Source organism: Paradesulfitobacterium aromaticivorans (genome assembly GCF_054657415.1).
On record NZ_BAAHYT010000008.1, the window covers coordinates 26,535 to 49,974 of the forward strand.

24 protein-coding genes and 3 pseudogenes are annotated in these 23,440 nt (G+C 43.9%); 8 read left to right on the forward strand and 19 right to left on the reverse strand.

Annotated elements, in window-relative coordinates:
• The 10 genes from hisB to ACYQ2N_RS02515 form a co-directional block, all read right to left on the reverse strand.
• On the reverse strand, positions 1-585 hold the full coding sequence (gene hisB / locus ACYQ2N_RS02470; protein WP_459997347.1) for an imidazoleglycerol-phosphate dehydratase HisB: 585 nt from the start codon (positions 583-585) through the stop codon (positions 1-3).
• 48 nt (positions 586-633) lie between these two features.
• Complete coding sequence (hisC, locus tag ACYQ2N_RS02475) at positions 634-1,743, reverse strand: histidinol-phosphate transaminase (protein WP_459997348.1); 1,110 nt, start codon at positions 1,741-1,743, stop codon at positions 634-636.
• A 24-nt stretch (positions 1,744-1,767) separates the two neighbouring features.
• A complete protein-coding gene (hisD, locus tag ACYQ2N_RS02480) occupies positions 1,768-3,042 on the reverse strand; it encodes a histidinol dehydrogenase (RefSeq protein ID WP_459997349.1) in 1,275 nt (424 codons plus the stop codon).
• Positions 3,043-3,195: 153 nt separating this feature from the next.
• Positions 3,196-3,867, reverse strand: coding sequence for an ATP phosphoribosyltransferase (hisG, locus tag ACYQ2N_RS02485; protein ID WP_459997350.1), 672 nt, complete (start codon positions 3,865-3,867; stop codon positions 3,196-3,198).
• Positions 3,868-4,112: 245 nt separating this feature from the next.
• Positions 4,113-5,288, reverse strand: coding sequence for an HD-GYP domain-containing protein (locus ACYQ2N_RS02490; protein ID WP_459997351.1), 1,176 nt, complete (start codon positions 5,286-5,288; stop codon positions 4,113-4,115).
• Between the two features lie 5 nt (positions 5,289-5,293).
• Positions 5,294-6,361, reverse strand: coding sequence for a 6-phosphofructokinase (locus tag ACYQ2N_RS02495; RefSeq protein ID WP_459997352.1), 1,068 nt, complete (start codon positions 6,359-6,361; stop codon positions 5,294-5,296).
• Positions 6,362-6,458: 97 nt separating this feature from the next.
• Entirely contained in the window at positions 6,459-7,610 is a 1,152-nt protein-coding gene (hisZ, locus tag ACYQ2N_RS02500; RefSeq protein WP_459997353.1) for an ATP phosphoribosyltransferase regulatory subunit, read from the reverse strand.
• 97 nt (positions 7,611-7,707) lie between these two features.
• Complete coding sequence (locus ACYQ2N_RS02505) at positions 7,708-8,028, reverse strand: YerC/YecD family TrpR-related protein (RefSeq protein ID WP_459997354.1); 321 nt, start codon at positions 8,026-8,028, stop codon at positions 7,708-7,710.
• Between the two features lie 501 nt (positions 8,029-8,529).
• Entirely contained in the window at positions 8,530-8,703 is a 174-nt protein-coding gene (locus tag ACYQ2N_RS02510; RefSeq protein ID WP_459997355.1) for a hypothetical protein, read from the reverse strand.
• 145 nt (positions 8,704-8,848) lie between these two features.
• Positions 8,849-9,106 (reverse strand): hypothetical protein, encoded by a 258-nt coding sequence (locus ACYQ2N_RS02515; protein WP_459997356.1) that lies wholly within the window; start codon positions 9,104-9,106, stop codon positions 8,849-8,851.
• A gap of 556 nt (positions 9,107-9,662) precedes the next feature.
• Here ACYQ2N_RS02515 and ACYQ2N_RS02520 point away from each other — a divergent pair.
• Positions 9,663-11,150 carry an ArsB/NhaD family transporter gene (locus tag ACYQ2N_RS02520; RefSeq protein ID WP_459997357.1) on the forward strand — a complete coding sequence of 496 codons (1,488 nt, stop codon included), beginning with the start codon at positions 9,663-9,665 and terminating at the stop codon, positions 11,148-11,150.
• A gap of 66 nt (positions 11,151-11,216) precedes the next feature.
• On the opposite strand, the gene ACYQ2N_RS02525 is transcribed toward ACYQ2N_RS02520, so the two are convergent.
• From ACYQ2N_RS02525 to ACYQ2N_RS02535, 3 genes are all read right to left on the reverse strand, one after another.
• Positions 11,217-11,441: a hypothetical protein gene (locus tag ACYQ2N_RS02525; RefSeq protein WP_459997358.1), complete on the reverse strand. Its 225-nt coding sequence runs from the start codon at positions 11,439-11,441 to the stop codon at positions 11,217-11,219.
• Positions 11,442-11,503: 62 nt separating this feature from the next.
• Positions 11,504-11,836 (reverse strand): hypothetical protein, encoded by a 333-nt coding sequence (locus tag ACYQ2N_RS02530; protein WP_459997359.1) that lies wholly within the window; start codon positions 11,834-11,836, stop codon positions 11,504-11,506.
• A gap of 459 nt (positions 11,837-12,295) precedes the next feature.
• Positions 12,296-12,901, reverse strand: coding sequence for an SET domain-containing protein (locus ACYQ2N_RS02535; RefSeq protein ID WP_459997360.1), 606 nt, complete (start codon positions 12,899-12,901; stop codon positions 12,296-12,298).
• Positions 12,902-13,127: 226 nt separating this feature from the next.
• Here ACYQ2N_RS02535 and speD (ACYQ2N_RS02540) point away from each other — a divergent pair, with 226 nt between their 5' ends.
• From speD (ACYQ2N_RS02540) to ACYQ2N_RS02570, 7 genes and pseudogenes are all read left to right on the forward strand, one after another.
• The gene (gene speD, locus ACYQ2N_RS02540; RefSeq protein ID WP_459997361.1) at positions 13,128-13,505 is read left to right on the forward strand and encodes an adenosylmethionine decarboxylase; all 378 of its coding nucleotides are present in this window, start codon (positions 13,128-13,130) and stop codon (positions 13,503-13,505) included.
• A gap of 30 nt (positions 13,506-13,535) precedes the next feature.
• The gene (gene speE, locus ACYQ2N_RS02545; RefSeq protein ID WP_459997362.1) at positions 13,536-14,414 is read left to right on the forward strand and encodes a polyamine aminopropyltransferase; all 879 of its coding nucleotides are present in this window, start codon (positions 13,536-13,538) and stop codon (positions 14,412-14,414) included.
• A gap of 96 nt (positions 14,415-14,510) precedes the next feature.
• Entirely contained in the window at positions 14,511-15,797 is a 1,287-nt protein-coding gene (locus ACYQ2N_RS02550; protein ID WP_459997363.1) for an S-adenosylmethionine decarboxylase related protein, read from the forward strand.
• Positions 15,798-16,002: 205 nt separating this feature from the next.
• Positions 16,003-16,394: pseudogene (gene speD / locus ACYQ2N_RS02555) on the forward strand (adenosylmethionine decarboxylase).
• Positions 16,385-16,939: a hypothetical protein gene (locus tag ACYQ2N_RS02560; RefSeq protein ID WP_459997364.1), complete on the forward strand. Its 555-nt coding sequence runs from the start codon at positions 16,385-16,387 to the stop codon at positions 16,937-16,939. The pseudogene speD (ACYQ2N_RS02555) and the gene ACYQ2N_RS02560 overlap by 10 nt, the downstream one beginning before the upstream one ends.
• A gap of 103 nt (positions 16,940-17,042) precedes the next feature.
• The gene (locus ACYQ2N_RS02565; protein WP_459997365.1) at positions 17,043-17,192 is read left to right on the forward strand and encodes a hypothetical protein; all 150 of its coding nucleotides are present in this window, start codon (positions 17,043-17,045) and stop codon (positions 17,190-17,192) included.
• An 806-nt stretch (positions 17,193-17,998) separates the two neighbouring features.
• The gene (locus ACYQ2N_RS02570; RefSeq protein WP_459997366.1) at positions 17,999-18,991 is read left to right on the forward strand and encodes a spermidine synthase; all 993 of its coding nucleotides are present in this window, start codon (positions 17,999-18,001) and stop codon (positions 18,989-18,991) included.
• A 127-nt stretch (positions 18,992-19,118) separates the two neighbouring features.
• Here ACYQ2N_RS02570 and ACYQ2N_RS02575 read toward each other — a convergent pair.
• The 6 genes and pseudogenes from ACYQ2N_RS02575 to ACYQ2N_RS02600 all read right to left on the reverse strand — a co-directional run.
• Positions 19,119-19,357, reverse strand: a pseudogene (locus ACYQ2N_RS02575) (arginase family protein); the annotation flags it as partial.
• A 23-nt stretch (positions 19,358-19,380) separates the two neighbouring features.
• Positions 19,381-19,903: pseudogene (locus tag ACYQ2N_RS02580) on the reverse strand (IS110 family transposase); the annotation flags it as partial.
• Positions 19,904-20,147: 244 nt separating this feature from the next.
• Positions 20,148-20,405: a hypothetical protein gene (locus ACYQ2N_RS02585; RefSeq protein WP_459997367.1), complete on the reverse strand. Its 258-nt coding sequence runs from the start codon at positions 20,403-20,405 to the stop codon at positions 20,148-20,150.
• Positions 20,406-20,572: 167 nt separating this feature from the next.
• Positions 20,573-21,073 (reverse strand): OsmC family protein, encoded by a 501-nt coding sequence (locus ACYQ2N_RS02590; protein ID WP_459997368.1) that lies wholly within the window; start codon positions 21,071-21,073, stop codon positions 20,573-20,575.
• Positions 21,066-22,358 carry a double-cubane-cluster-containing anaerobic reductase gene (locus ACYQ2N_RS02595; protein ID WP_459997369.1) on the reverse strand — a complete coding sequence of 431 codons (1,293 nt, stop codon included), beginning with the start codon at positions 22,356-22,358 and terminating at the stop codon, positions 21,066-21,068. The genes ACYQ2N_RS02590 and ACYQ2N_RS02595 overlap by 8 nt, the downstream gene beginning before the upstream one ends.
• Positions 22,359-22,637: 279 nt before the next feature.
• Entirely contained in the window at positions 22,638-23,429 is a 792-nt protein-coding gene (locus ACYQ2N_RS02600) for an SDR family NAD(P)-dependent oxidoreductase (RefSeq protein WP_459997370.1), read from the reverse strand.
• Between the last annotated feature and the right edge of the window lie 11 nt (positions 23,430-23,440).

A 23,440-nucleotide genomic window follows, 5' to 3' on the forward strand; every position in this document is an offset into this window, starting at 1 on the left:
TTACAGCACTCCTTTAGTAGAGAGCACCCCGGCATAGCGTGAATTTGCACGCACTGCCAAGCCAAGAGCGCGCCCCACTCCTTTGAAAACCGCTTCCAAAATATGATGCCGGTTTCTCCCCGCAAGCAGCCGAATGTGCAAAGTTAAGCCCGCTTGCACCGCTAAGGCCCGGAAAAACTCCTCCGCCATTTCCACCGGAAAATCCCCGGCCATGCCGTCCGGACAGTCAACGTCCCATACCAGGTAAGGCCGATTGGAAATGTCCACCGCTACCTGAACCAAGGCTTCATCCATCGGAAACATGCCCTCTCCGATCCGCTCTATCCCTTTTTTGTCCACGAGAGCCTCTCGTAAAGCCTGGCCTAGCACAATCCCACAATCCTCGATCGTGTGGTGGGCATCTACATTCAAATCTCCCTCGCACTCTATTTCAAGATCAAGATAAGAGAAGCGGCTGAAAGAATTAAGCATATGGTCAAAGAAGCCGATTCCGGTTGCAGCCCTGCATTCCCCGGTTCCGTCAAGATTCAGACTCACTTTTATGTTAGTCTCCCGCGTTTTCCGTTCCACCAAAGCTGTGCGCATCCAGTTCATCCCCTTCATGAAACTATTTCGTACCACCATGCCCCTAATCTATCTGACTGCTTGCAGCTTGACCAACTTCCGGGCCATAGCTATTTCCCACACTGCTTTAATCAAGGCATCATTTTCCTCCGGCAATCCGGCGCTGACGCGCAGGCTTTTACCTAGCAGCGGAAGATCTCCCATATGGCGCACCAGGAATCCCCGCTCCAGAAGTTCGTGGTGCCAAGCATCAGCATCATCAGGCTGAAACAAAATGAAGTTCGATTTGGTGGGGTAGACCTTAAAAGACGGGATTTCCGTCAGGGCCTGGAATATTTTTTCGGTTTCCCTTTTAATAACTTCAATCTGCTCTAAGTATTGATCCAAGTATTTTAAGGCCAGAACCCCTGCCTTCTGGGAAAAAGAATTAACATTGTACGGCTGCCTCACCCTGTTGATAAGGTTGATAATTTTCGCTTGTCCCAGGAGATAACCTAGCCTTAAGCCCGCCAGGCCGAAGGCTTTGGAAAAAGTGCGCATGACCAAAAGATTGGGGCAAGTTTGGATCTCGTCAACCAGAGACTGGCCGCAAAACTCCGCATAGGCCTCATCCATCACCACAATTTTGCCGCTTGATTCCACAATCCTTAATAAGTCTGCACGCGCGAACAGGGTTCCGGTGGGATTGTTCGGGCTGCACAGGATGATTACGCTTACCTCGGGTGCTTGGGCCCGCGCCAAAATTCGTTCCACATCTAAGTTAAGCCCATTGACCAGGGGCACAGGCAAATCTTTGGTGCCACTCACCTTCGCTGCAGCCTGATACATGCCAAAAGTGGGAGGGTGCAGGACAACAGCCCTCCCTTCCCCGCCAAAGGTCGAAAGCACCATATGAATAAGCTCGTCCGAACCGTTTCCGACTAAAATTTCTGCAGCGGAAACACCGGTATACCCTGCAATAGCGTCTTTCAACTCACAGGCATTAGGATCAGGATAGCGGTTAAAATGGATCATTGACCCCTCTAACTCCTCCCGCATCCCTTGAGGCCAGGGAAAAGGGTTTTCATTGGCATCCATTTTCACGACTTCGTCAAAAACCTTCCCACCTAGGGGCTCTAAACTCAAAACGTCTGCCCTGGCGAAGTCAGCAGGATTAACCAAAACCTTATTAACATCCATATCCTTCGTCCTCCCTACTTCTCCTTACTCCCGTGCTTCAACTGCCCGCGCATGTCCTTCCAAGCCTTCGCGCCGCGCTAAACCGGCGATTTTCCCTGCATCCCGCTTCAGGGCCGTCTCTGAATACCCGATCACACTTACTTTCTTTAAGAAAGTGTCGACTCCCAGCGGGGAATAAAAACGGGCAGTGCCACCCGTAGGCAAAACATGGTTCGGCCCGGCAAAATAATCCCCAACCGGTTCCGGGGAAAAACGTCCCAAAAACACTGCTCCGGCGTTGCGTACCCGCCCCAGCCAGGAGTATGGGTCTTTAACCACCAGCTCGAAATGTTCCGGGGCAATGCGGTTGGCCAGTTCCATCCCTGCTTCTAAATCAGCTACCAGCACTGCTGCTCCGTATTTCTCCCATGAGGTCCGGGCAATTTCCGTCCGCGGCAAATCCTCCAACTGCCGCTCCACTTCCCTGATCGTCCCTTCCAGGAGCTCACGGTCCGGTGAGACCAGGATAGCCGAAGCGAGGCGGTCGTGTTCCGCCTGGGACAGCAGATCTGCCGCCAGTTCCCTTGGGCGTGCGCTGTCATCTGCTAAAATTAAGATCTCGCTCGGACCGGCAAGCATATCAATATCCACAGTGCCAAATACCTGTTTTTTGGCTAAAGTAACGTATATATTTCCCGGACCCACAATCTTGTCCACCGCCGCGATCTCTTCTGTGCCATAAGCAAGGGCGGCAATTCCGTGAGCCCCCCCTACTTTATAAATCTCGGTCACTCCGGCTTCAGCCGCGGCCACCAGCACTTCCGGCACCAGGGTTCCATCCCGGCGCGGAGGGCTAACCATCACGATTTCTTCTACTCCTGCCACTCTGGCCGGCAGGGAATTCATCAAGACTGAGGAAGGGTAAGCGGCAGTGCCTCCGGGCACATAGATTCCGACCCGGCGTAAAGGCTGGATGAGCTGTCCAAGGATCGTGCCGTCCCTCTCGGCCTCGAACCAGGAAGTGCGTTTTTGCTTCTCGTGATAGCGAAGGATGTTGTGCTTAGCTTGCCGGAGAGCTTCCAGGAATTCCTCGTCCACTTGGGCATAAGCTTTTTCCAGCTCGTTCTTGTCAACTTTGAGTCCGCTTAAGCACAAATCCACTCCGTCAAATTCTAGGGTCATTTCTATAAGAGCCTGGTCCCCTGCAGTGCGCACCCGCTTTAAGATTGCGGCGACCTGCCTCTCTAAGTCTTCATCATCTCCATAAGATTTGCGCGTCAAACGGTTTAAGTCCAGATCTGTGATGCTTTCGATCTTCACGCCCTATCCCCCCAACTCGTGGTTCGATACGATAGTCCCCGGTGGGGACTATCGCCGCCATGCCATTCTGATGATACTGCTGTTGGACTGGCGGAATCGATGTTCGTGTTTCGATGCAAGTGTCATTCCGGGGCTTAACGTTAATATCCACTGTTACCGGGCTGAAAGCTCCTGCTCCCGTAACCTTTCGCTAAGTTCCTGAATCCGCAGATATTTAATTCGGTAGGAAACCCTATTGGCTATCAGGCGGGTTGTGGCTTCAAATATCTGGGCCACTTCACGCAAACGGTTCTGGCGCAAGGTCTTCCCGGTCGAGACAATGTCAACGATCATGTCCGCCAGTCCAACCCGCGGAGCCAGTTCAATGTTTCCATGCAGCTTGATCAGAGTCATCTGCAGACCCTGCTGCGTGAAGAATGATTCCGCCACCCGCGTGAACTTGGTTGCTACCCGTTGGCGGTTAAGCCCGCTCAAATCATACTCGCCGCTTGCCCGCTGGGGCGGCAGCTTTTCCTCGGGCATAGCGACCACAAAGCGGCAATACCCAAACTTAAGATCTAACAGTTCTGCTACATCCTTGTTTTCTTCCTGCAAAGTATCCTTCCCCACAAACCCGATGTCAGCCGCCCCTAGCTCAACATACGTCGGGATATCTGTCGGGCGGCAGATTATAATGCGGGCCTCCGCTTCCGCCAGGTCAAACACTAGCTGGCGCGAATCCTCGTTAACCTCGCGGCAATCGAGCCCGGCCCGGGTGAGAGCATTCACCGAATCCTCAAGCAGCTTGCCCTTAGGCAAGGCGATCGTCAGAAAATTTCTAGACAAGCTCTTTCCCCTTTCTTATATTTGAATTTTACTTGTCATATTTTTCAGTTCTATTCCAAGCGAAAGAGTGTTTATCTTTTTATCACTTTATCTTGTTAAAGTGTTAACATAGTAGTATTATAACAACGGTTTTACCCTGTGGCAATAATAAAATTATCCAACTTCGAAAAGAATTTTTACGTTTAAAACAAAATGAAGCTTCTCCATTCCTCGTGAGAAGCTACGATCTAAAAATTAATTTTAGTTCAAATAACTTTCTGAATTAACGCTACCCCTGCCACGCATAGTTTCTGCTCTCTCACCATGACCTTCATCACCTGCATGGCCTCCTTGGCGGTCATGGGAGGACGGTAGGGCCTATCTTCCGTCAAAGCCTGGTAGACATCGGCCACCGCCATCAAACGTTCCGGCACCGTCAGATCGGTTTTGTGTTCCGGGTATCCTCGCCCATCCACCGTTTCGTGGTGGTTTCCCGCCCACTCTTTGATTAGCTCAAACCCGCGCACGCGGCTGAGGATAATTTTCGTGTAATACGGGTGTGATTTGACGAGCTCAAATTCCCTTTCAGTCAGCCTCCCCGGTTTGTCCAAGACGCTTTTGGGCACAGCCAGCTTGCCGAGGTCGTGCAGCAAAGCCGCTACCCGCAGCTGAAACACTTCTTCTTCTGTCTCCAGGAACATTGGTGCTAATCGTTCCATGATTTCCGCCACGCCACGCGAGTGGTTATAGGTGTAGGTACTGGTGCTGTCAATGATGGCCGCAAACACATTAGCAATCTGCTCTACTTCCGCCCGCGTCAGACGGGCAGTCAAGTTTGGTTGGATATCTTTGAGAATCAATTCAATTCCGGTGCTCGTAAAATCAAGCCAAAACTTTTCCTGGGAAGTTAACTCCAAGAAAGCATCCACAATATCCGGGGCAAAACATTCCCCCCGGTGTTTTAGAACCCATTCCTGGTGCTCGGGGAGCTGGTCGAAATAAAAGCGGTTCCTGTCGAAGCGGCGTTCCAGGCGGTCTGCCAATTGAATGATTTGCGCCCCCACAGGTGCATCCCCCTGACATTCCTCTCCCAACTCATTCCAGGAGGTGTGATGCCAGAGCACATAATCTGCCGCCTGTAGAGAAAAAGGCATCATGGACATGAGTTCTTTGCCCATCTGGGAGTGGTCCATAAAAATGGTACGCCCAGTCTGGACGTCGCAAGCTGTTTCCGTCGCCCCGATATCATGCAGAAAGGCGGCAATATAGACATTTTCCACTTCCGCTTCGGACAGGTTTAAAACTCTGGCTAGTCGCAGCGCCGCGTAAGCCGTACGCGTAGCGTGATTAAGGGGCTGCCGTTCAGCGAGGTCAAGCGCCATCGAAAGAGCGCGGAGGAGTTCATTACGATCGTAAGTCTTCTCTTTGGCGGCATGGATCACGCCTATCAATCCCCCATCTCGATTCCTAAATTGCGTGCCGCCAGCAAAAGCGGATCCGTCAGGGGGATGAGTTTTAATTTATTAACTGCCTCGGCCAGAGGTACCCGTACGATCTCTCTGCCTTTTAAGGCCACCATTACTCCAAAATCCTCCTCCAAAGCGGCTTCCACTGCCGCTACCCCGTAACGGGTGGCTAAAATCCGGTCATAGGTAACCGGGGAACCCCCGCGTTGAAGGTGGCCAAGCACGGTAACTCTTGCTTCCATCTTGGCCCGCTCTTCGAGTTCACGGCCAAGCTTGGCCCCGATACCGCCTAGTTTTACCGGATCGGTTCGGCCCGCAATCGTCCGTTCTACCACCATCTCCCCGTCAAGCGGGTGCGCTCCTTCGGCCACGACCACTAAACTAAACTTCTTGTCCTGCTTGGCCCGGTTCTTGATGGCGAGCATCACTTTATTTAAGTCATAAGGAATTTCCGGAATTAGGATAACATCCGCACCCCCGGCCACCCCGGCATAAAGAGCAATCCAGCCGGCATAGCGCCCCATTACCTCCAGAATCATGATGCGGTGGTGTGACTCAGCCGTGGTATGCAAGCGGTCTAAAGCGTCCTGGGCCGTAGCTACTGCAGTCTGGAAACCAAAGGTTTGGTCTGTCGCCATTAAATCATTGTCAATGGTTTTGGGGACTCCGATGACATTTAGCCCTTTATCCCCCAGTTCCAAAGCGATTTTAAGGCTGCCATCCCCGCCGATAGCTACTAAAGCGTCCACCCCGTGCGCCTGCAAATTCTTGAGGACATCTTGCGAACGGTCAACCGGTTGCCCATCCGTTTCGTACGCAAAAGGGTTATCCCTGTTGGTTGTTCCTAAAATTGTGCCTCCACGCGGGAGAATACCCGAGATCTCACTCAGACTGAGCGGGATAAACTCTCCCTCCACTGCACCCCGAAAGCCATCTCGAATACCGATAACCTCAATCCCGTATTGGTAAGCGGTTTTCACTACCGCCCGAATTACTGCATTCAGCCCGGGACAGTCTCCTCCTCCGGTCAGTACGGCAAGTTTTTGCATACAGAACCACCTTCCAACCCAGATACTATTATTCTATAACTATTATTATACATGTGAACAGGGCTATTTGCCATTAGAGGGTGATTTTACCTAATTTCTACTCTACGCCATAAACGTGTGCGATATTCTTTTTCCCTGCCAATTCCTCGGCCTCATTCCGGGTTAACTTTGCTAAAGCCATCTCTACCCGTTGACCTTGTGCGCGCAGTTCGCGGCAATAAGCAATGACTTTATCCGGATCAGGTCCGTAAACGAGCACATCAGCCGCTAACGGTGAAGGAACGGGAAACTGGCCGCGAATGCTCCCCAAATGAAGCGCAAACCCGGTCGCGGGCAGTGGATAGCCAAAATCTTCGCAGAGCGTGTCATAGCGCCCACCTTCAACTACCGGAATCCCGATACCGGGGACGTAACCTTCAAAAATCACTCCGGTGTAGTACGAAAAGCGCCTCAATATTCCCAGATCGATGGCCACAAACTCCTGCACTCCAAAATCAGCCAAGTAGCGATAAATGCGGCGCAGCCCCTCTACTGCCTCTCTCATCTCCGCACTCTTGCTCCAGCTTAGAACCTCCTCCAAAACTTCTTCCTGCCCATGCAAGTGAGGCAAGCGCAATAGCAGTTCACGGGAGGTATCAGCAAGATCACTTTGAGAAACTATCCCTTCCACTCCGACAATGTCCTTGCGCGCCAGAGCATCTTCGAGTCGTACCTGTACTTCTTCTCCGATGCCGGTCGCACTAATTAATCCCTTAAAAATCCCCATATGCCCGAGATTAAATTGAAAATCCTCAATTCCCAGGGCTCGGATCCCCTCGACAGCAAGGGCAATAACTTCCGCATCCGCAAGTTCCGAGTCTGAGCCCATGAGTTCCACCCCGACTTGGCGAAACTCGCGATGGCGCAAAGAGGAATTGCGAAAAACATCCGCCCCGTAACATAGCCTGAGGGGTAACGCCGACCCGCGCAGCCTTGTGCTCACAAAGCGCGCGATCGGAGTTGTAAGTTCCGGACGCAGAGCTAAAGCATGCCCTTGGCGATCGAAAAATTTATATAGTTGATCTTCCTTATCCGCATCCGGCTCCACACAAGCCCGGTATTCGAGGGTTGGTGTGACCATCTTTTGATAGGACCAGTTCTTAAAGAGTTTGAGAATACTGGACTCCAGACTTTCCTGAAGCGCCAGCTCTTCAGGCAGCAAATCATGCATCCCCTCCGGGAGACGCAAACCCAAAACAGATCTTTGCATTTAGAAAAACACTCCTCAGTCGCGGCATTATCTTATCATTCTCTTAACGATTCCGTCATCCTCTTGCTCGGTAATCCTCCGCGCGCTTGCCTGTCTGCTACTCTGCGTTTTTCTCCGTTTCTCCGCATTCGGCCAGGCGGCGCAGAATTAGCTGATAGCCGTCAGCACCGAAATAAAGGCACTTTTTGACCCGGCTAATGGTGGCAGTGCTCGCTCCTGTAGACTCTGCTATTGCCAGATATGTTTCTTCCTGCTCCAGGAGTTTGGCTACCTCGAGGCGCTGCGCCAAAGCTTTAATTTCGGAAACCGTTGCCACATCTTCAAAGAAACGGTAACATTCCTCTTTCGTGTTTAGGAGCAAAATAGCTTCAAACAACGAATCAGTCATCTGATCACGCCAGCGTTGATCGACACCCATCTTTCATTCCTCCAAACTATGGAACGGCAGATTTTCTCTTTCTTACTTTAAGATATTAAAGTATTAAGGTGCTGTCAAGCGAGGATTTTCAAATCCATGCCCGCCAGCATAAAATCTTTGTCCTGGTAACTACTTAATGGCACACAAAAATCCCCCTTGTGTAAGTCGCAAGGGGGGATTTACATTAGATGATCTCACTGTTTCAAGAAGATAGAGCCATTCAATTTAATCACTTAGATTTTAGACTGCTCATAACAATTACTATAAGCAAAACAAAAAACCAGAGCGTTGAAATACGTTCTGGCAAATAAGCCCATTGCCACCCTATTGCAGAAGATGGCCCATCCCTTATATAGATATTAAACCCAGTTTGAAAGAAAACTAGGTGGTGCTTCCTGTAGTTAGGAAAGCATTATCATTTTATTGGCAAAACCTAGCAAATTTAAGTAATCGAGACTAGGCTGAAAAAGGCCTAGGCATATGCACCTAGGCCGCAATTTATTACCATGCTTTATTATTTTTATTATCTTTATTATCTTTATTATCTTTTTGCTCCTTATTGTCTTCAACATCAGTAATATTATCTTTGAAGATTAACACTAACAATAATACTATAATAACCCCTAACTCTGTTTCGATTACTTGATTATTGGAACTTTTAATATCTTCGCTCATACAGTGTCACCTCCTTAGTTAAGATGTTTGGAAGAAAGTTGAGGGGTGTATAAAATATCTTATTCAACATGTCATTGCGTGTTCATGGAGTAGGAAGTTGGGAAAATACAAGGGCAGGAAAAAATCCTACCCTTTGCTAGAACTACTATTGGGATACAAAAGTAATCTGTCTGATAGGGATGCGGACTACCGGGCGGATTCCATCAATTGGATTTCCATTGTTGGCAAACAGCTGAGCGTTGGTCAATAATGCAACTCCATCTTGGATTCCACCAAAGCTGCCAACCCAAAAACTTGAATCTGTACCTATTCCCAAACGTGCACCGATTGGATAGGTGTCAAATAATGCTAGAATTGGAGGAACAGGACTAAAGGGTACTCCGAATGGTAATCCAAATAGCATATGGTTAATCCCCTTCCTTTTCGACTACCACAAGCGTGGTGATATAAGATAAGAAATTCGGGATTACCATTGATGATTACTTCTAATTTAGGATATGTCCAAGTTTTTAAAGTGTTACAAAGTAGTTGTTTTATTTGGGTAATACAAAAGAACCAGGCTTACCCCTAGTTGGCCTGGTCCTTTTTTGTGTGTACGCTACTTGCCCAACAAAGTAGCGCTCTGATGAAGAGTACTAATCCTTTTTACATGCGGACGTTATTAAATACTCAGATTTAGCCATCCGAGATGAACCAAGTTGTCTCAAAATACATACTATACAGTAACCCTAAAACTGATTTCAAGTAGACTAGAAGAAAATTATGGTAACATTCAACGGCAAGAGAAACCAAAGCTAAGCTACCAGGGGGAGATAAAATATGTTCATGGGCTTTTTACTGCTCATTAGTGGTTCCTTCTTGTATTGGCTGTTGAAACCTCCGGTTCCTCATAATTCTATACTCCAGGAAGAATTCGTATTTCCAATGAATCCTTCTCTAGACGGTGAGGGCGTGGCTGGATGTTTGACTTCCCAACACTATATACGTTAACCCTATTTTTCCTTATGGTTCTGTTTCTCATTTGGAGGCCTCATGGTATTAATGAATCCATCCCCCCTACCATTAGTGCAATATTAATTTTACTCGTCGGAATCGTTCCGCTGAGTGATATATCCAAAATACTGGGAATTGTAAGCGGAGCTTCTATTACCATCCTTTCTACGATTGTGATGTCCATTGTTCTTGACAGCATCGGTTTTTTTCGCTGGACCGCCTATAACCTAGTGAAACTAGCCGATGGTTCAGGGGTTTTGCTCTACTGGTATATTAATCTGCTCTGCTTCCTCATGACCATGTTTTTCAACAATGACGGAAGTATCCTCATCACCACCCCTATTATCATTCATATCGTCACTATTTTGAAACTTAAAGCTAATCAACAATTCCCTTATCTTCTTTCCGGGGCATTGGTTGCTACTGCCTCTAGTGCACCGATTGCTGTAAGCAACCTGGCCAACTTGATCGCTTTGAAAATTGTCGGGTTGGATTTGAATTCTTATGTGTCCATGATGTTCGTTCCTTCGATGGTTGGAATCACGACCATCACCTTGCTTCTGTTTTATTACTTTCGTAAGGATATCCCGAAAAGAATCCTGGTTCTTCCGGCATCCTCTATTGACGGAAAATTCTTCGACTCCCCCTCTTCCATTCCTCGTCATCCTTTAGAGAACAATGCTCCCCATCGTCCTCCTCCGCACCATCCTCCGCACCATCCTCCGCACCATCCTCCGCACCATCCTCCACACCATCCTCTACCGGATTCCCCTCCTCGCCTTTCTTTAGCGGACAACACTAATCATCCGGCTGAGATCGACATGCCCATGTTCAAGATTTGCATCGCTATTGTCATCCTGATTAGAGCCGGTCTGTTTGTAGGCGCTAGCTTTGACATCCCTATCGAATGGATCGGCATCTTCGGTGCCCTATTGCTCATTGGATATAGATGGTACCGGAAAGGTGTAGGGCCGTACGACATTGTAAAGAAAACGCCTTGGCATATTATTTTATTTGCCTTTAGTATCTATGTCGTCGTTTACGCCCTGCATAACATCGGTTTAACCGCACTGCTTGTCAAACTTCTTCGCGAACCCCTATCAGCCAACTATTTGAGCGCCAGTCTGATCAGCGGCGGATTGCTTACGGTGATGTCAAATTTATTCAATAATCTTCCATCGGTCATGATCGGGACCTTTACCCTTACAGGAATGGGACTGGATTTACCCACGCTGCACATTGCCTATCTGGCTAACATTATTGGATCAGATATCGGCTCTTTGATTATTCCCATGGGAACTCTGGCCTCCCTCATTTGGATGTTCCTGCTAAAGAAAAATGGGATTAGGATTAGTTGGGTGGATTGTATAAAAGTAACCATCATGGTAATTCCCATTGGGCTGATCATTAGTTTACTAAGCCTTTATATTTGGGTAGAATGGCTATTCTACTAGAAAGAATCATCGCGTTCAGTGGTAGAAACTGTGAGAAGGCCTAGGCATATACACCTAGGCCAACATTTATTGCCATTTATCTTTATTGCTAAAAATAGTAATATTATTAGTATTAGTATTTGTATTATCGTTATTATTTGGATTTCTGTTTTTATTTGAATTACTGTCATTATTGTCATTATTGTTATTAATTTTATGATAATCTTTGACGAACAGTAAAAATAATACAATTATAATCGCCAACTCTGTTTGGATTACTTTATGCCCGTGACATTCACAATCTCCGCTCATAAAGTTTCACCTCCTATTTTAGAAGTGCGGAACCTAGGCATATACACTTAAGCCAACATTTATTACCATCCTTGATTTCCCTGATACCATTGAAACTCTTTATTATCTTTATTGCCTTTATTGCCTTGATTGCCTTGATTGCCTTGATTGCCTTGATTGCCTTGATTCTCGTTATTATTGTTATTCCCTTTATTATCTTTATTATCTTTATTATCTTTATTATCTTTATTATCTTTATTATCTTTATTATCTTTATTTCCTTGATTCTCGCTTTCCCCTGTTAAACCATATATTTTCATCAACTGCCTAACTTCTGTAACTAAAAATAAGACTATAATAATCGCCAACTCTGTTTGGATTACTTTATGCCCGTGACATTCACAATCTCCGCTCATTAAGTTTCACCTCCTATATTTAGCGCATAGAAGAAAATCGGGGATGTCTAATATATCTTATTCAGCATGTCCATTGGGTGTTCATGCGAGGAGTTGCAGAGTTAGAAAAAACATGGGTAGGAAAAAATCCTACCCTGCAACTCCATCCTTATACCCTATTTATTTTATTCTTCTTCTCCTTTATTCCATGCGTAGATGTTGTATATCAATAATGCTATAATAGCAGCCAATTCTGTTTGGACTACTATTTGGCTACTACCTTTAGGATCTTCGGCCATATAGTTTCACCTCCCTTATTAAAACGTGCAAACGAAAGTGGGGGTTGTCTAATCTATCTTATTCAACATGTCCATTAGATGTTCATGCGAGGGGTTGCAGAGTTGAAAAAACATGGGTAGGAAAAAATCCTACCCATGCTTAAATATTATTGGGATACATAGGAACTTGGTTATGATACTTTTATGCTTCATCCTGTTCAGACTCTTCTTGAAAAGCCGTGAGAATTGAGTCTAATGGTTCACGTCCACAAGCAACTGCATTTACTTTATCGGCAAATTCCTTTCTGATTAAATGTTTAAGCGGTTGTTCAACACTATTGAAATTCTTAAACGCCTCCCTGGCCATTGCGTCCCATTCCTGATAAAAATTCAAATAATCATCTGCTTTTACTTTCGTGCGCGCTGTACCTTCTTCAAGCACACATTCAAAATCTTCATCATCGCCCATAGTTCCGTAATCACAAGTTATTTGTTCACCAGGGTATATGTCTCTTGCCGCTAAATCGAACTCATATGCCGTAGCGATGCAATTCGGACGAAAGCTGTGATTCATATACCTTGAGTGATCCCAGCAAACGATATATTGGCCGTTGTTATTTTGATAAGAGTATTTATATACGATTTGCTGCCGAAGTTCATCGAGGGAATCGACATAATCCTCCTCTAAGATCATATCCAACTCATCCAAAATCCAGATGATTGTTCCTTTCGGGATAAATTTTGTAGCAAATATCCCGAGACCTACCTCTTTACTTACGAAGCGGAGTTCTGTGTCCGGATGCATCATGGTTTCTAGTTCACCCCCTCAGAATAATATACAATATACACCAATTTTTCGGAGGGTCACTTTCCATATGGAATGGGAAGAGGTTTTTTTCCTAATACGGAAATATTTCATCCCTTGATACATCTTGGCAAAAGAAGAGATCAATCTACCCTTGATGAAGTAGCAAAGCTGAGCATGTTTACATAGCTTATACCAGATATGTTTGTCCATTAAGGAGGATGTGAACATGGATTTCTCAACCTTTGGAAGACATGTCGTTGCGGATGCTTGGGGTATAAATTTCGAGCTACTAAATGATGTTAAACTGTTACAAAAGTATATGGTTGAAGTCGCTAAAGCATGCTGCCTAACAATTCTTTCAGCTCAAGCTTATAAATTTCAACCACAGGGAGCAAGTATTATTTTGCTGATAGCTGAAAGCCACTTTTCAATCCACACTTACCCTGAAAAAGGATTTGCAGCGATTGACTGTTATACTTGTGGAGAAGCAGTTGACTCTCATGATGTTGTCACAAAATTCCTTGCAATACTAAAACCAAATGAATTTAACGTAGTGAAACTGGTACGTGGCTTAGGAGCTATCGAAATATTGGAAAATCAGTAATCTTGCCGTAAATGAAAGGAGTCATTACTGATGGTTGAAAAGTATTCTTTAACCGGCTATGAAAAGGATGATGATCATTTATGGTTATGGGATGACGTGCCCGAAAAGGGATTTGAACTAGGATATAAGGTAGAAGAGTTACTTCACTATGAAAAATCAGAATACCAGGAAATAAGCATTGCTGCAAGCAGTGGGTTTGGAAAAATGCTAGTCCTTGACGGCATCCCCCAATATACAACTAAAGATGGCTATATTTACAATGAAATGCTTACTCATGTTCCCTTAACCACCCATCCCCACCCCAAAAAGATCGCCATAATTGGAGGAGGCAATTGTGGAGCAGCCCGTGAAGCTATAAAATATGATGCCATGGAAGAACTAAATATCGTAGAAATTGATAAAAGAGTAGTGGAAGTAAGCAATATGTGGTTGTCAAAAACTGAAATATGGAAGGAAGACAAGCGTGTAAATATTATTTATCGCAATGGAGCGGAGTGGATCAAGGAACAGAAAGCGATTTATGACATTTTACTTTTAGACAGATCCGATCCATATGGGCCATCAATTGGTTTGTATAAAGAAACATTCTACAAAAATATTTTTAATAGCTTAAAAAATGATGGTTTAATGGTTTGTCAGTCGGAATCCCCTTACTTTTATTTAGATATTTTAACAAATACTATTAATATTCTGCGTACTATATTCCCTATTGTTTTGGTTTATTTAGCTACGATACCATCCTTTCCCGGCGGCATCTGGAGTTTTACACTCGCTTCCAAAAAATGGAGCCCTCTCACTGCTGATCTTTCACGTTTGAAGTGCGAAGATAGTCAGTATATAAATCAGCAATTATTTACTTCTTGTTTTCAATTGCCAAATTATTTACTAAAAGCATTAGATATTAAATAGCACCTAGGTTCAATTGCTTTTTTCAGGGCTTATCTTCACACTTAAAGCACCATTCTCATAGTATGTAGTACAAGCTTACAATAGAGGGTGATGAAAGTGAATGATAAATTCTTTAACAATTTTTCGCTTCTTGGTAGTGCCGGTGGTGTGGCAAAGGCTATATTATCCATTCTAAATAAATCTGCTGAGGACAAAAATGATCTAATTCACCCCTTTATAGTCAACTCAACATTTCACTTAATAGACTACAAACAAAAAGAAGTAAATTATTATAAGAATCTATTTCCAAATTTACAAAATAATTTATACGCTTATAATTTTGACCTTAAAAACACCTTCATGTTTAAGGAACACCTAAAAAACACTCAAACAACCCATGTAATTGATTGCTCGTGGGCTGATACTGTTGATATGTTAAGGATCTGCAATGAATTAAATGTTAATTATATTAATACTGCATTTGAAAGCACAATAGTAGATGAAGATGAATCATTAGAGGGCTTCGGTTTAATTGAAAGGTATAATTTATTTGAGAAGAATAAACATGATTTCAAAAGTTCAACGGCAATAATAGCCTCCGGAATGAATCCGGGAGTTGTGCAGTGGATGGCATTAGAGCTAATCAAGAAAAGTCCTGATCAAAAACCGCTTGGGTGTTATATCGTTGAACATGATAATTCATTTTTTGCTGACAAGTCCTTGGCCGACAAGAAAACTATTTATACCACCTGGTCACCGGAATGCTTCCTGGATGAAGCAATAATTAGCTATCCCATGTTCCTTAAACATCGAATGCCACTTTTTTTATACGAAAATGTATATGACCTTGAATTTAAGGTATCGTTGGGAGAAAGAAGTTTTACCGGTTGCCTGATGCCGCACGAAGAATCAATAACACTTGGGAAATTATTTGATATGGAAACGGGCTTTATTTATAAAATAAACGACCATACTTCAGAATTAATCCGGGCAAACCTTGACCACATTGATGATCTTTGGCAGTGGGATATGGAGGTACTTGACCCTGCCCAAAAAGAACTTGAAGGCGAGGATTTAGTTGGTGTGCTTCTTGTTTATAAGGATAAAGAAAAGTTCATGTATAATGTTTTAGGTAATAAAGATATTTTTAATAAATATAAAGTCAATGCAACTTATTTCCAAGTAGCCTGTGGCATATATGCTGCAATTGCAACCTTACTGTTGGATAATCTTCCCCAAGGAATTTATTATGTCGACGAGCTACTGGTAAAAACAAATACGAACTATGGGAAATACCTGACTTATTATATGACTGATTTTGTAGTAGGAGAAAATAACACTTCGCAAGGAAGTCTGCTGCACAGGATAAAGCAAGAGGATACCTCAAATATCTCAAACCCCTAAAGGAAAATCGCGGCGAACATCGAATCCGTTCGTCCCGAAGAAGTCTCTATGGAATGGACGAACGGCGATACTGTCCACCGGACAGTATCGTCTCGAACTTCGAACCTCGATTTAGGGAGTAGGTCCTATTGGCCTATTCCCTTTTTTGTTGGTGAGAAGCACTCAGTTGTCTTCTAATACATAGGTTAAGGAGGAGGAGATGAAAATGAGTTTCTCAACCTTTGGAAGACATGTCGTTGCAGATGCTTGGGGTGTTAATTTTGAGCTATTAAATAATGCTGAATTCTTGCAAAAGTACATGGTTGAAGTCGCTGCAACCTGCTGCATAAAAATTCTTTCTGTCCAAGCTTATAAATTCCACCCAAGGGAGCCTCCATTGTTATGCTGCTAGCTGAAAGCCATTTTTCAATCCACACCTACCCTGAGCAAGGATTTGCAGCGATTGATTGTTATACTTGTGGAGAAGCAGTTGACCCTAATGATATTGTCACAAAATTCCTTATGATATTAAACGCAAATAAATTCTATGTTAAAAAACTGCTACGCGGCTTAGGAGCATCGAAATATTATCCTAAGGAGCTGGTGATGTGGAAATAAAAAATGGCTTGATTCAGGAGGTTTCTAGTATACTCGCATTAGATTATAAAGTTTTCCCAAAGGAATGGCATCTTTCCGAGCACTTCGTTAAACAAATATTAACAAAAAACCCTGAAATCTATCGGGTTTTATATTATCTGGATAAAATCAAAGGATATTATTGTCTTTATCCTTTGCCTAAAAAGCCATATGAAATGCTTCTCGCAGGGAATCTTAAAGAAACAGAACTGTTGGATTATGTAACTGATTATTCTAATCCTAAAGAAGTATATTTATACTTCTTTACTTTAATCGTTGATATCCATGATCCGTTACACAAACAATATGCCAAAAACTTAATTCAGGATATACGTAAAACTTTATGCAGTCTTGAGGAAAAAGGTATTCGTTTTAGTGAAATAGGTGCGATTTCCATAACTAAAGAAGGGGACAGAATCTTAGAGAGAATGGGACTGTGTTTTACTGAAGACATTTCAGAAAAACTTGGAACAAGGGCACTAGTTTATCGCTGCAAACTCTCAGAATTGAAAATTAGCCTGGATTGAGGCAAGAACAGGGACAAACACGGTTTGTCTAACATATATTGAGATTAGGACACGGTAAAATAATTGGACTGTTCTAAAACTTGAAAAGAAAGGAGGGTAAGAAATGGCTGACGACAGCACACAATACCAACAAAACAGACTCGATTCAGTTATTACAAGCCTGGAATTTATATCTGCAACAGCTAGCTTCATTGCAGTCATTCTTCCTCTAATTTCCCGGTTATTTCCTGCAGAGGACTCCGAGGAGGAATAATTGTTAAATAAAAATGAAGTTTTTCTAATGGTATTTCTAGGCTTACGGCTAAGACAATCGAAAAGTATTTTTTACTTCAGTAACTAAGGTGCCAAAAAAGGCGCCTTAGTTTGCTTAGTGTTTGAAGGTTTAATGAGAGAAAGAACCTGCCTCGAATAACATCATCCAATGATTAGAATCAGTTGGAACATACGTTAATCGAGACAGATCCTATTTAGAATATATGCCAAACACAGTAAAAAAGTTACAGAATAAGCTCCATTCATAATAATCCTGGGGTGCTGCCAAGATAAGAAGGATCCAATTCATCCCATTATAGTCAACTCAAAATTTCACCTTGTAGACTATAAACAAAAAAATGGAATAATACTTCCCAAGGAAGTCTCCTACGAAGGATTAAGCAGGGAGCTACCTCAGCCCCCAAAGGAAAGTAGCGCTGTGCCTAGAGTAAGATCAAATTCACCAATAACTATATTTTAACCTCGAAAACGAAAAAGGGAGTAGGTCCTATTGGCCTATTCTTTTTCGTTGAAAAATACTCAGATATGATCATCTGGGATGTATCCGAGTTGTCCCCAAATACATACTATAGACTAAGCGGAAGACAACCACAGCATTTAACGGTACTGACCTGACCATTATTGGTGAAGGACATCAGAGCAGAAAAATCTGAGTTAAAGATAATCACGGTAAGAAAAAACCAAAGCAAAAGGGATCAACAGCAGAGAATAACTTCTGTTTCCTGACTCCTCGGTGAAGGGAGGGAAGATAAAAGAGTAATCACTCTGATTGTGAGGTAATTAGACATGATGGTTCAGAACGAACTCGTGTGGTTTATTCTAGGGATAATTTTTGCAATAGTTATTGGGTGCCTGATCTGGCTTTACTGGCGATATTGGGGAGCAGGTTCACTTCAGGACTATATATCGGAAAGTGAGGAGCCAGATGGGGACTATCGGATTTTGAAAAAGGTCAAAACTGCTGTACAGAAAATAGCCTTAGTGGAGCAGGACGGACAATTTTTTGTATTCGCAAATGGGGACGAGATGTTCAGTACCGCAGAAGGTGAGGACAAATACGCGGAGGCGCTTATTCACGTGCCGATGGCCGTTACCCAAATGCGGGAGCGTATTCTTATTATCGGTTCAGGTGGGGGTATTTCAACCCGTGAAGCTCTCCGTTATCCGGAAGTAAATGAAATTACGGCCGTCGATATTGACGCCACAATTATGGACTTTGGCAAAAACTTAGAACCCTTGGTCAGGTTCAATCAAGGGTCGTTGAATAATTCCAAAGTTCGTACGGTAATCCAGGACGGTCGTCAATTCTTGGAAAACTCGACAGAAAAGTGGGATGTCATTATTATTGATCTCCCAGAACCAAGTAGTTCGTGCCCGCAGCTTGGTCGTCTGTTCAGCGTGGAGTTTTATAACCTCTTAAAAGAACATTTACAACCGGGAGGTATTCTAAATGTGGCCTGCTCCGTTTCCTCTGAGATGCCTTCATACTATTGGGCTGTCCAGGCAACGCTCAGGGCAGCCGGTTTTAATATATTACCCTATCATTTTGACTTTATCGTGGAATGGGGAGAAGATTGGGGATTCTGTCTTGCAGCAACTCAACCTATTTTGAAAAGGGATGTTCAAATTAAGGTTCCAACCCGTTACCTGAATCAGGAGCGATTAAAAGATATGCTGCGCATTCCCTATTATCTCTTAGGCGATTGGAACAGTAAAGACATACAAACTGATAACAATAGCCTTCTTGTGGATGTTGTGGAGGAAACCTGGGAAGGCTAGGGGTTTGCTTGGCATCAAGTTTTGGAACTGCCTGCGTCAAAGGGGTACGAAAAGGGAATAGGCCAATTGGCCTATTCCCTTTTCGTGTGTATAAACTCTTGTGGATCTGCTCACCGTTTAATAATAATTAACCAAAGGACAATATTGCTTCGCGGATTATTTTGGCAGCCAGCAAGGATGTCCTTTCACTATGGTCATTTACCGGGGATACTTCCACAAGATCAAAACCTACCACCCTTAAACCCCTCAATTCATGAATCGCCTGGATAATTTCATTGGAACTACACCCTCCTGGCTTAGGTGTACCGGTACCCGGTGCATAAGCAGGATCTACCACACGATGTCCAGGGTAACGTAAACAGGGCGGTCACCGAACTGTGTAACTACCTTATCTTATCCACCTTATCCAGCATCGATGGGTGAAGAAGAGGAACAAAATCGAAATCCTTATCATCAGGATTTTCAAGCAAGTAGTCAATGATTCTCATTGGAACTCTTACCGAAAGTATCAGACACCACGTTTGCAAGTTGGATATTTGATACAGTAAGACAATTTTGAATCCGGTTCTTCTCGCTGGACTTAAAGTTTGTGAGCTTAAAACAGTAACGCATCAAGTCACGCAATTGACGAATTGGAAGGGGCGGCATAAAGCTTCCGGCAACAAGGTCATGCTTAAACAGGTCGGCAATCCACTTGGCATCCTTTTTATCGGTCTTCTTGCCGCGAATGGCCTTCACGTACTTTGGGTGAGCCAGAGTGATTTCACAGGTGGCTTCTAAAATATTGTACACGGGTATCCAATACTTGCCAGTGGATTCCATGCAAACATGTGTGCAGGAATTGGAGGAAAGCCACTCTGACAGCTTTCGCAAATCGTTTGTGAAGGTAGAAAAACGATGGGATTTGTAAGTGGGCTGATAATTGGCGGCTGTTTCCTATATTGGTTATTAAAACCTCCGGTTAACCATAATTCCATCATCCAGTAAAAATTCTTATTTTCTAAGAATCCATCTCGCGACAGTGAGGATTTAGCTGGATGTTTGACTATGAGAAAAGCCTAGGCTTTACACCTAGGCTAATTGGGTGTTCGTGGAAGGAGCAGGGATTTAGGAAAAAAACAAGGGTAGGAAAAAATCCTACCCTTTGCTATAACTACTATTGGGATACAAACGTAATCTGTCTGATTGGGATGCGGACTACCGGGCGGATTCCGTCAATTGGTTTTCCAACGTTGGCAAACAGTTGAGCGTTGGTCAATAATGCAACACCATTTTGGATTCCACCAAAGGCGCCGGTCCAAAAACTAGCATCCATACCTATTGTTAAAGTTGCACCAATTGGATAAGTGTCAAATAATGCCACAATAGGAGGAACAGGACTAAAAGGTACTCCGAATGGCGATCCAAATAACATATGGTTAATCCCCTTTCTTTTCGTTTACCACAGAAAGTGGCGACATAAGATAAGAAATTGGGAATTACCACTGATGATTACTTCTAATTTATGATATGTACAAGTTTCTTAAGTGTTACATGATCTGTACTTGCTCGGCTTAAAAAACCTTGCGTTCCAGTCCTTTGCTATATTATTTCTACTCTTCCTTCTACCTCGATGGGGGTTTTTATTGAGTCCAGTACCGGACAGTGAGCCTCCACTGCTGCGGCCAATTGTTGAATTTTATCTTTTGGCTCAGGGCTCGCTATTTTGGTCAAATAACTAATCTTCCTAAACCCCGGTTTAGCCTCCCCAATCCCTAAATATCCTCTTAGATCAATATCCCCGGTTACCTCTACTTCAACTTTATCCAGTTTAATTCCCATTACTGCGGCGTATGCCGCATAAGTTATCTCTTGACAAGTACCCAAAGACGCTAAAAATGTTTCTAAAGGGTTAGGGCCCGCATCAGATCCCCCAAATTCCTGTGGCTCATCTATAACCACTGTGTGATTGCCCACTTGGGCTTCAGTTTTTAGATTCTCTACTAGTTTTGTGTTAGCTTGAACTACAGCCTGAGCTAATTCCGGCCTTTTTGTGAATGCCTTGATAACTTGGTTAAAAATTCCTTGCAAATCTTTACTCATTTTGTTCACTCCTTTTTTCTTTTAATAAATCCAGAAAAGCTTCTACTCTTAATCCAAGCTGTCCATCCCCATCTCCGTAATCAGTCTGAATTTCAAGTAATGGGATATTTACTTGCTTAAGCGCCCTTTTAATTTTACCTGCTTCGTTGTTATAAGGATGACAGAATTGCAAGGCGTAATGTATAACCCCATCGACTTGATATTCACGGGCCAGTCGAATTATATCCTCAACCCGCTCTTGATTTGGAGTGAAACACGCACAGTTAATCCCCAGGTGTCGATGGGCTAATGACCTGATTTTGTCTTCCACTGCTTCACCTTGCCCGTTACATAAGTTGCTAAAGAGCCTGGTCCCAATACACGATTCTTCACAAACTACCACAGCGCCATATCTTTCAATAATATTATGGAGCCGCCAATTAGGAAAGGACATAGGACTTCCGGCAATTAGCACCCTGAGAGCGCCCTTTTGAGTGACTCCAACTCCCTCAGCTATCCTTTTTTCTAACTCGTCGCAGAGAAAATTAACCTTCTCTGTAAACCGCTTTACCTCATCCTGCATGCCTAACTGCACAACCGTCAGAGCATCAAGCCCACTGAGAGGGGCAGGATCAGCCATGCGGCAATTAAACAGTCGCTGGAGGGCTTTGAATTTTCCTTCTACCAACATAATACTTTGCTGCAATTTTTCAGATGTTATTTTCTGGCCGCTCACGTTCTCCAAATATTTCTTAAACTCCAGGAATTCGCCGGTAAAAAACTCTTTGCTCCGTTCATTCTTTTTCTGAGGCACCTCAATTAAATATACGTGATGGTGGTTTACAAGTTCCTCAAACATTTTTTTCTTACCATCACATGTTGTTTCCCCCACAATTAAATCACTGACTTGCGTATACGGACAGGCTTTGCTTACTTTATACCCAAAAGATGCTTTGATGAGAGGACATGTATTACGCGGAAGATAATATTCCGCATCTTGCTCTGCAAAATTTGACCCTGCACAAAGTCCGACATGTTGCCCGTCGACAGCCAAAACCAACTCTTCAGGAATAAAGACGCAGTAGCTGCCTACCACTATGCCGCCCTGCCGGCGATGTTCTACCAGTTCCTTAACCCGGTGTCCATGGGGATCTGCTAAAACAGAATCGAAATAATCCATATTCACAGGACGATTGCTTTGTTTCTTATGATGTTTTCTAACTAAAACAGCCAAGCCTCTGAGAAGCCGATCATGCTTATCTAAATCAACCCCCAGTTTATCCCACATTTGCTCATATTCTGTCATCAAGATACCTCTTTTTCTTCAATTGGAGAGTCAACTCATTATAGCAAACATCAGAGTTTATTATAAATACTTTTTATCGCTATAAATGATTGATATCTATCGCTATTATCGATACATTTTAGATAAAAAAATGCAGGATAGACCTGGAAGACAGTTCAACACACAAGTAACACTATCAATAAATACGGTCATAAAAAAGGAAGGCCCCCAAGACAACGGAGGCCTTTTCTGACCCTACACAACTCTATATCGATGAAACAAATGATAATACGTGGAGATTTAACTATAATTGGGTATTCCTAAAGTGTATCCACCGTCTACAAAAAGGGTGGCACCCGTAACATAGCGTGCTTCATCCGAAACCAGGAACAGCGCTGCAGATGCAATTTCTTCAGGTTCTCCCAATCTGCCCAGAGGAATTCGTTTCAGTTTGCTTTGATGCTCAGCCTTAGTATCCGGACTTTCGTTGGTTTTTCCAATAACTGTTTTAGTAGCGATGACCCCCGGGCAGACTGCATTCACCGTGATACCGTTAGGAGCAAGTTCGATAGCCAAAACTTTCGTCATCATGTTGAGTCCTGCTTTCGTTGTCGCATAATGAATGATGCCTGGTCTCGCAATCTGACTGGACGTCGAGCTTATATTGACTATTCGACCCTCCGTCTTCTTCTCAATCATTGCAGCCGCAAACAGTTTTGAACACATGAACGCTCCGGTAAGATTGGTGTTGACGACATCTTCCCATTCCGCAACAGAGAGATTGGCTAAAGGAGTCACCGGATATATTCCGGCATTGTTTACCAGAATGTGTACTTCATCATAGGTTTCATAAGCCTGTGTCAGTAGTTGTTGCACATCACTCTCTTGCCTGACGTCAACTGTGAGAGCGGTACATCCAGGCCTCAGCTCATTAAGCTTCTTTACAACATCGTTTAAGCTTTTCTGATGACGGCCGGTTATCAATACCTTGGCACCTTCTTGGGCAAGTCTTAATGCTATGGCTGCGCCAATCCCTTTAGATCCTCCGGTAACAACTGCAACCTTGTTGCTTAAATCCGTTTGAATGGGCATTAAATCCGCCT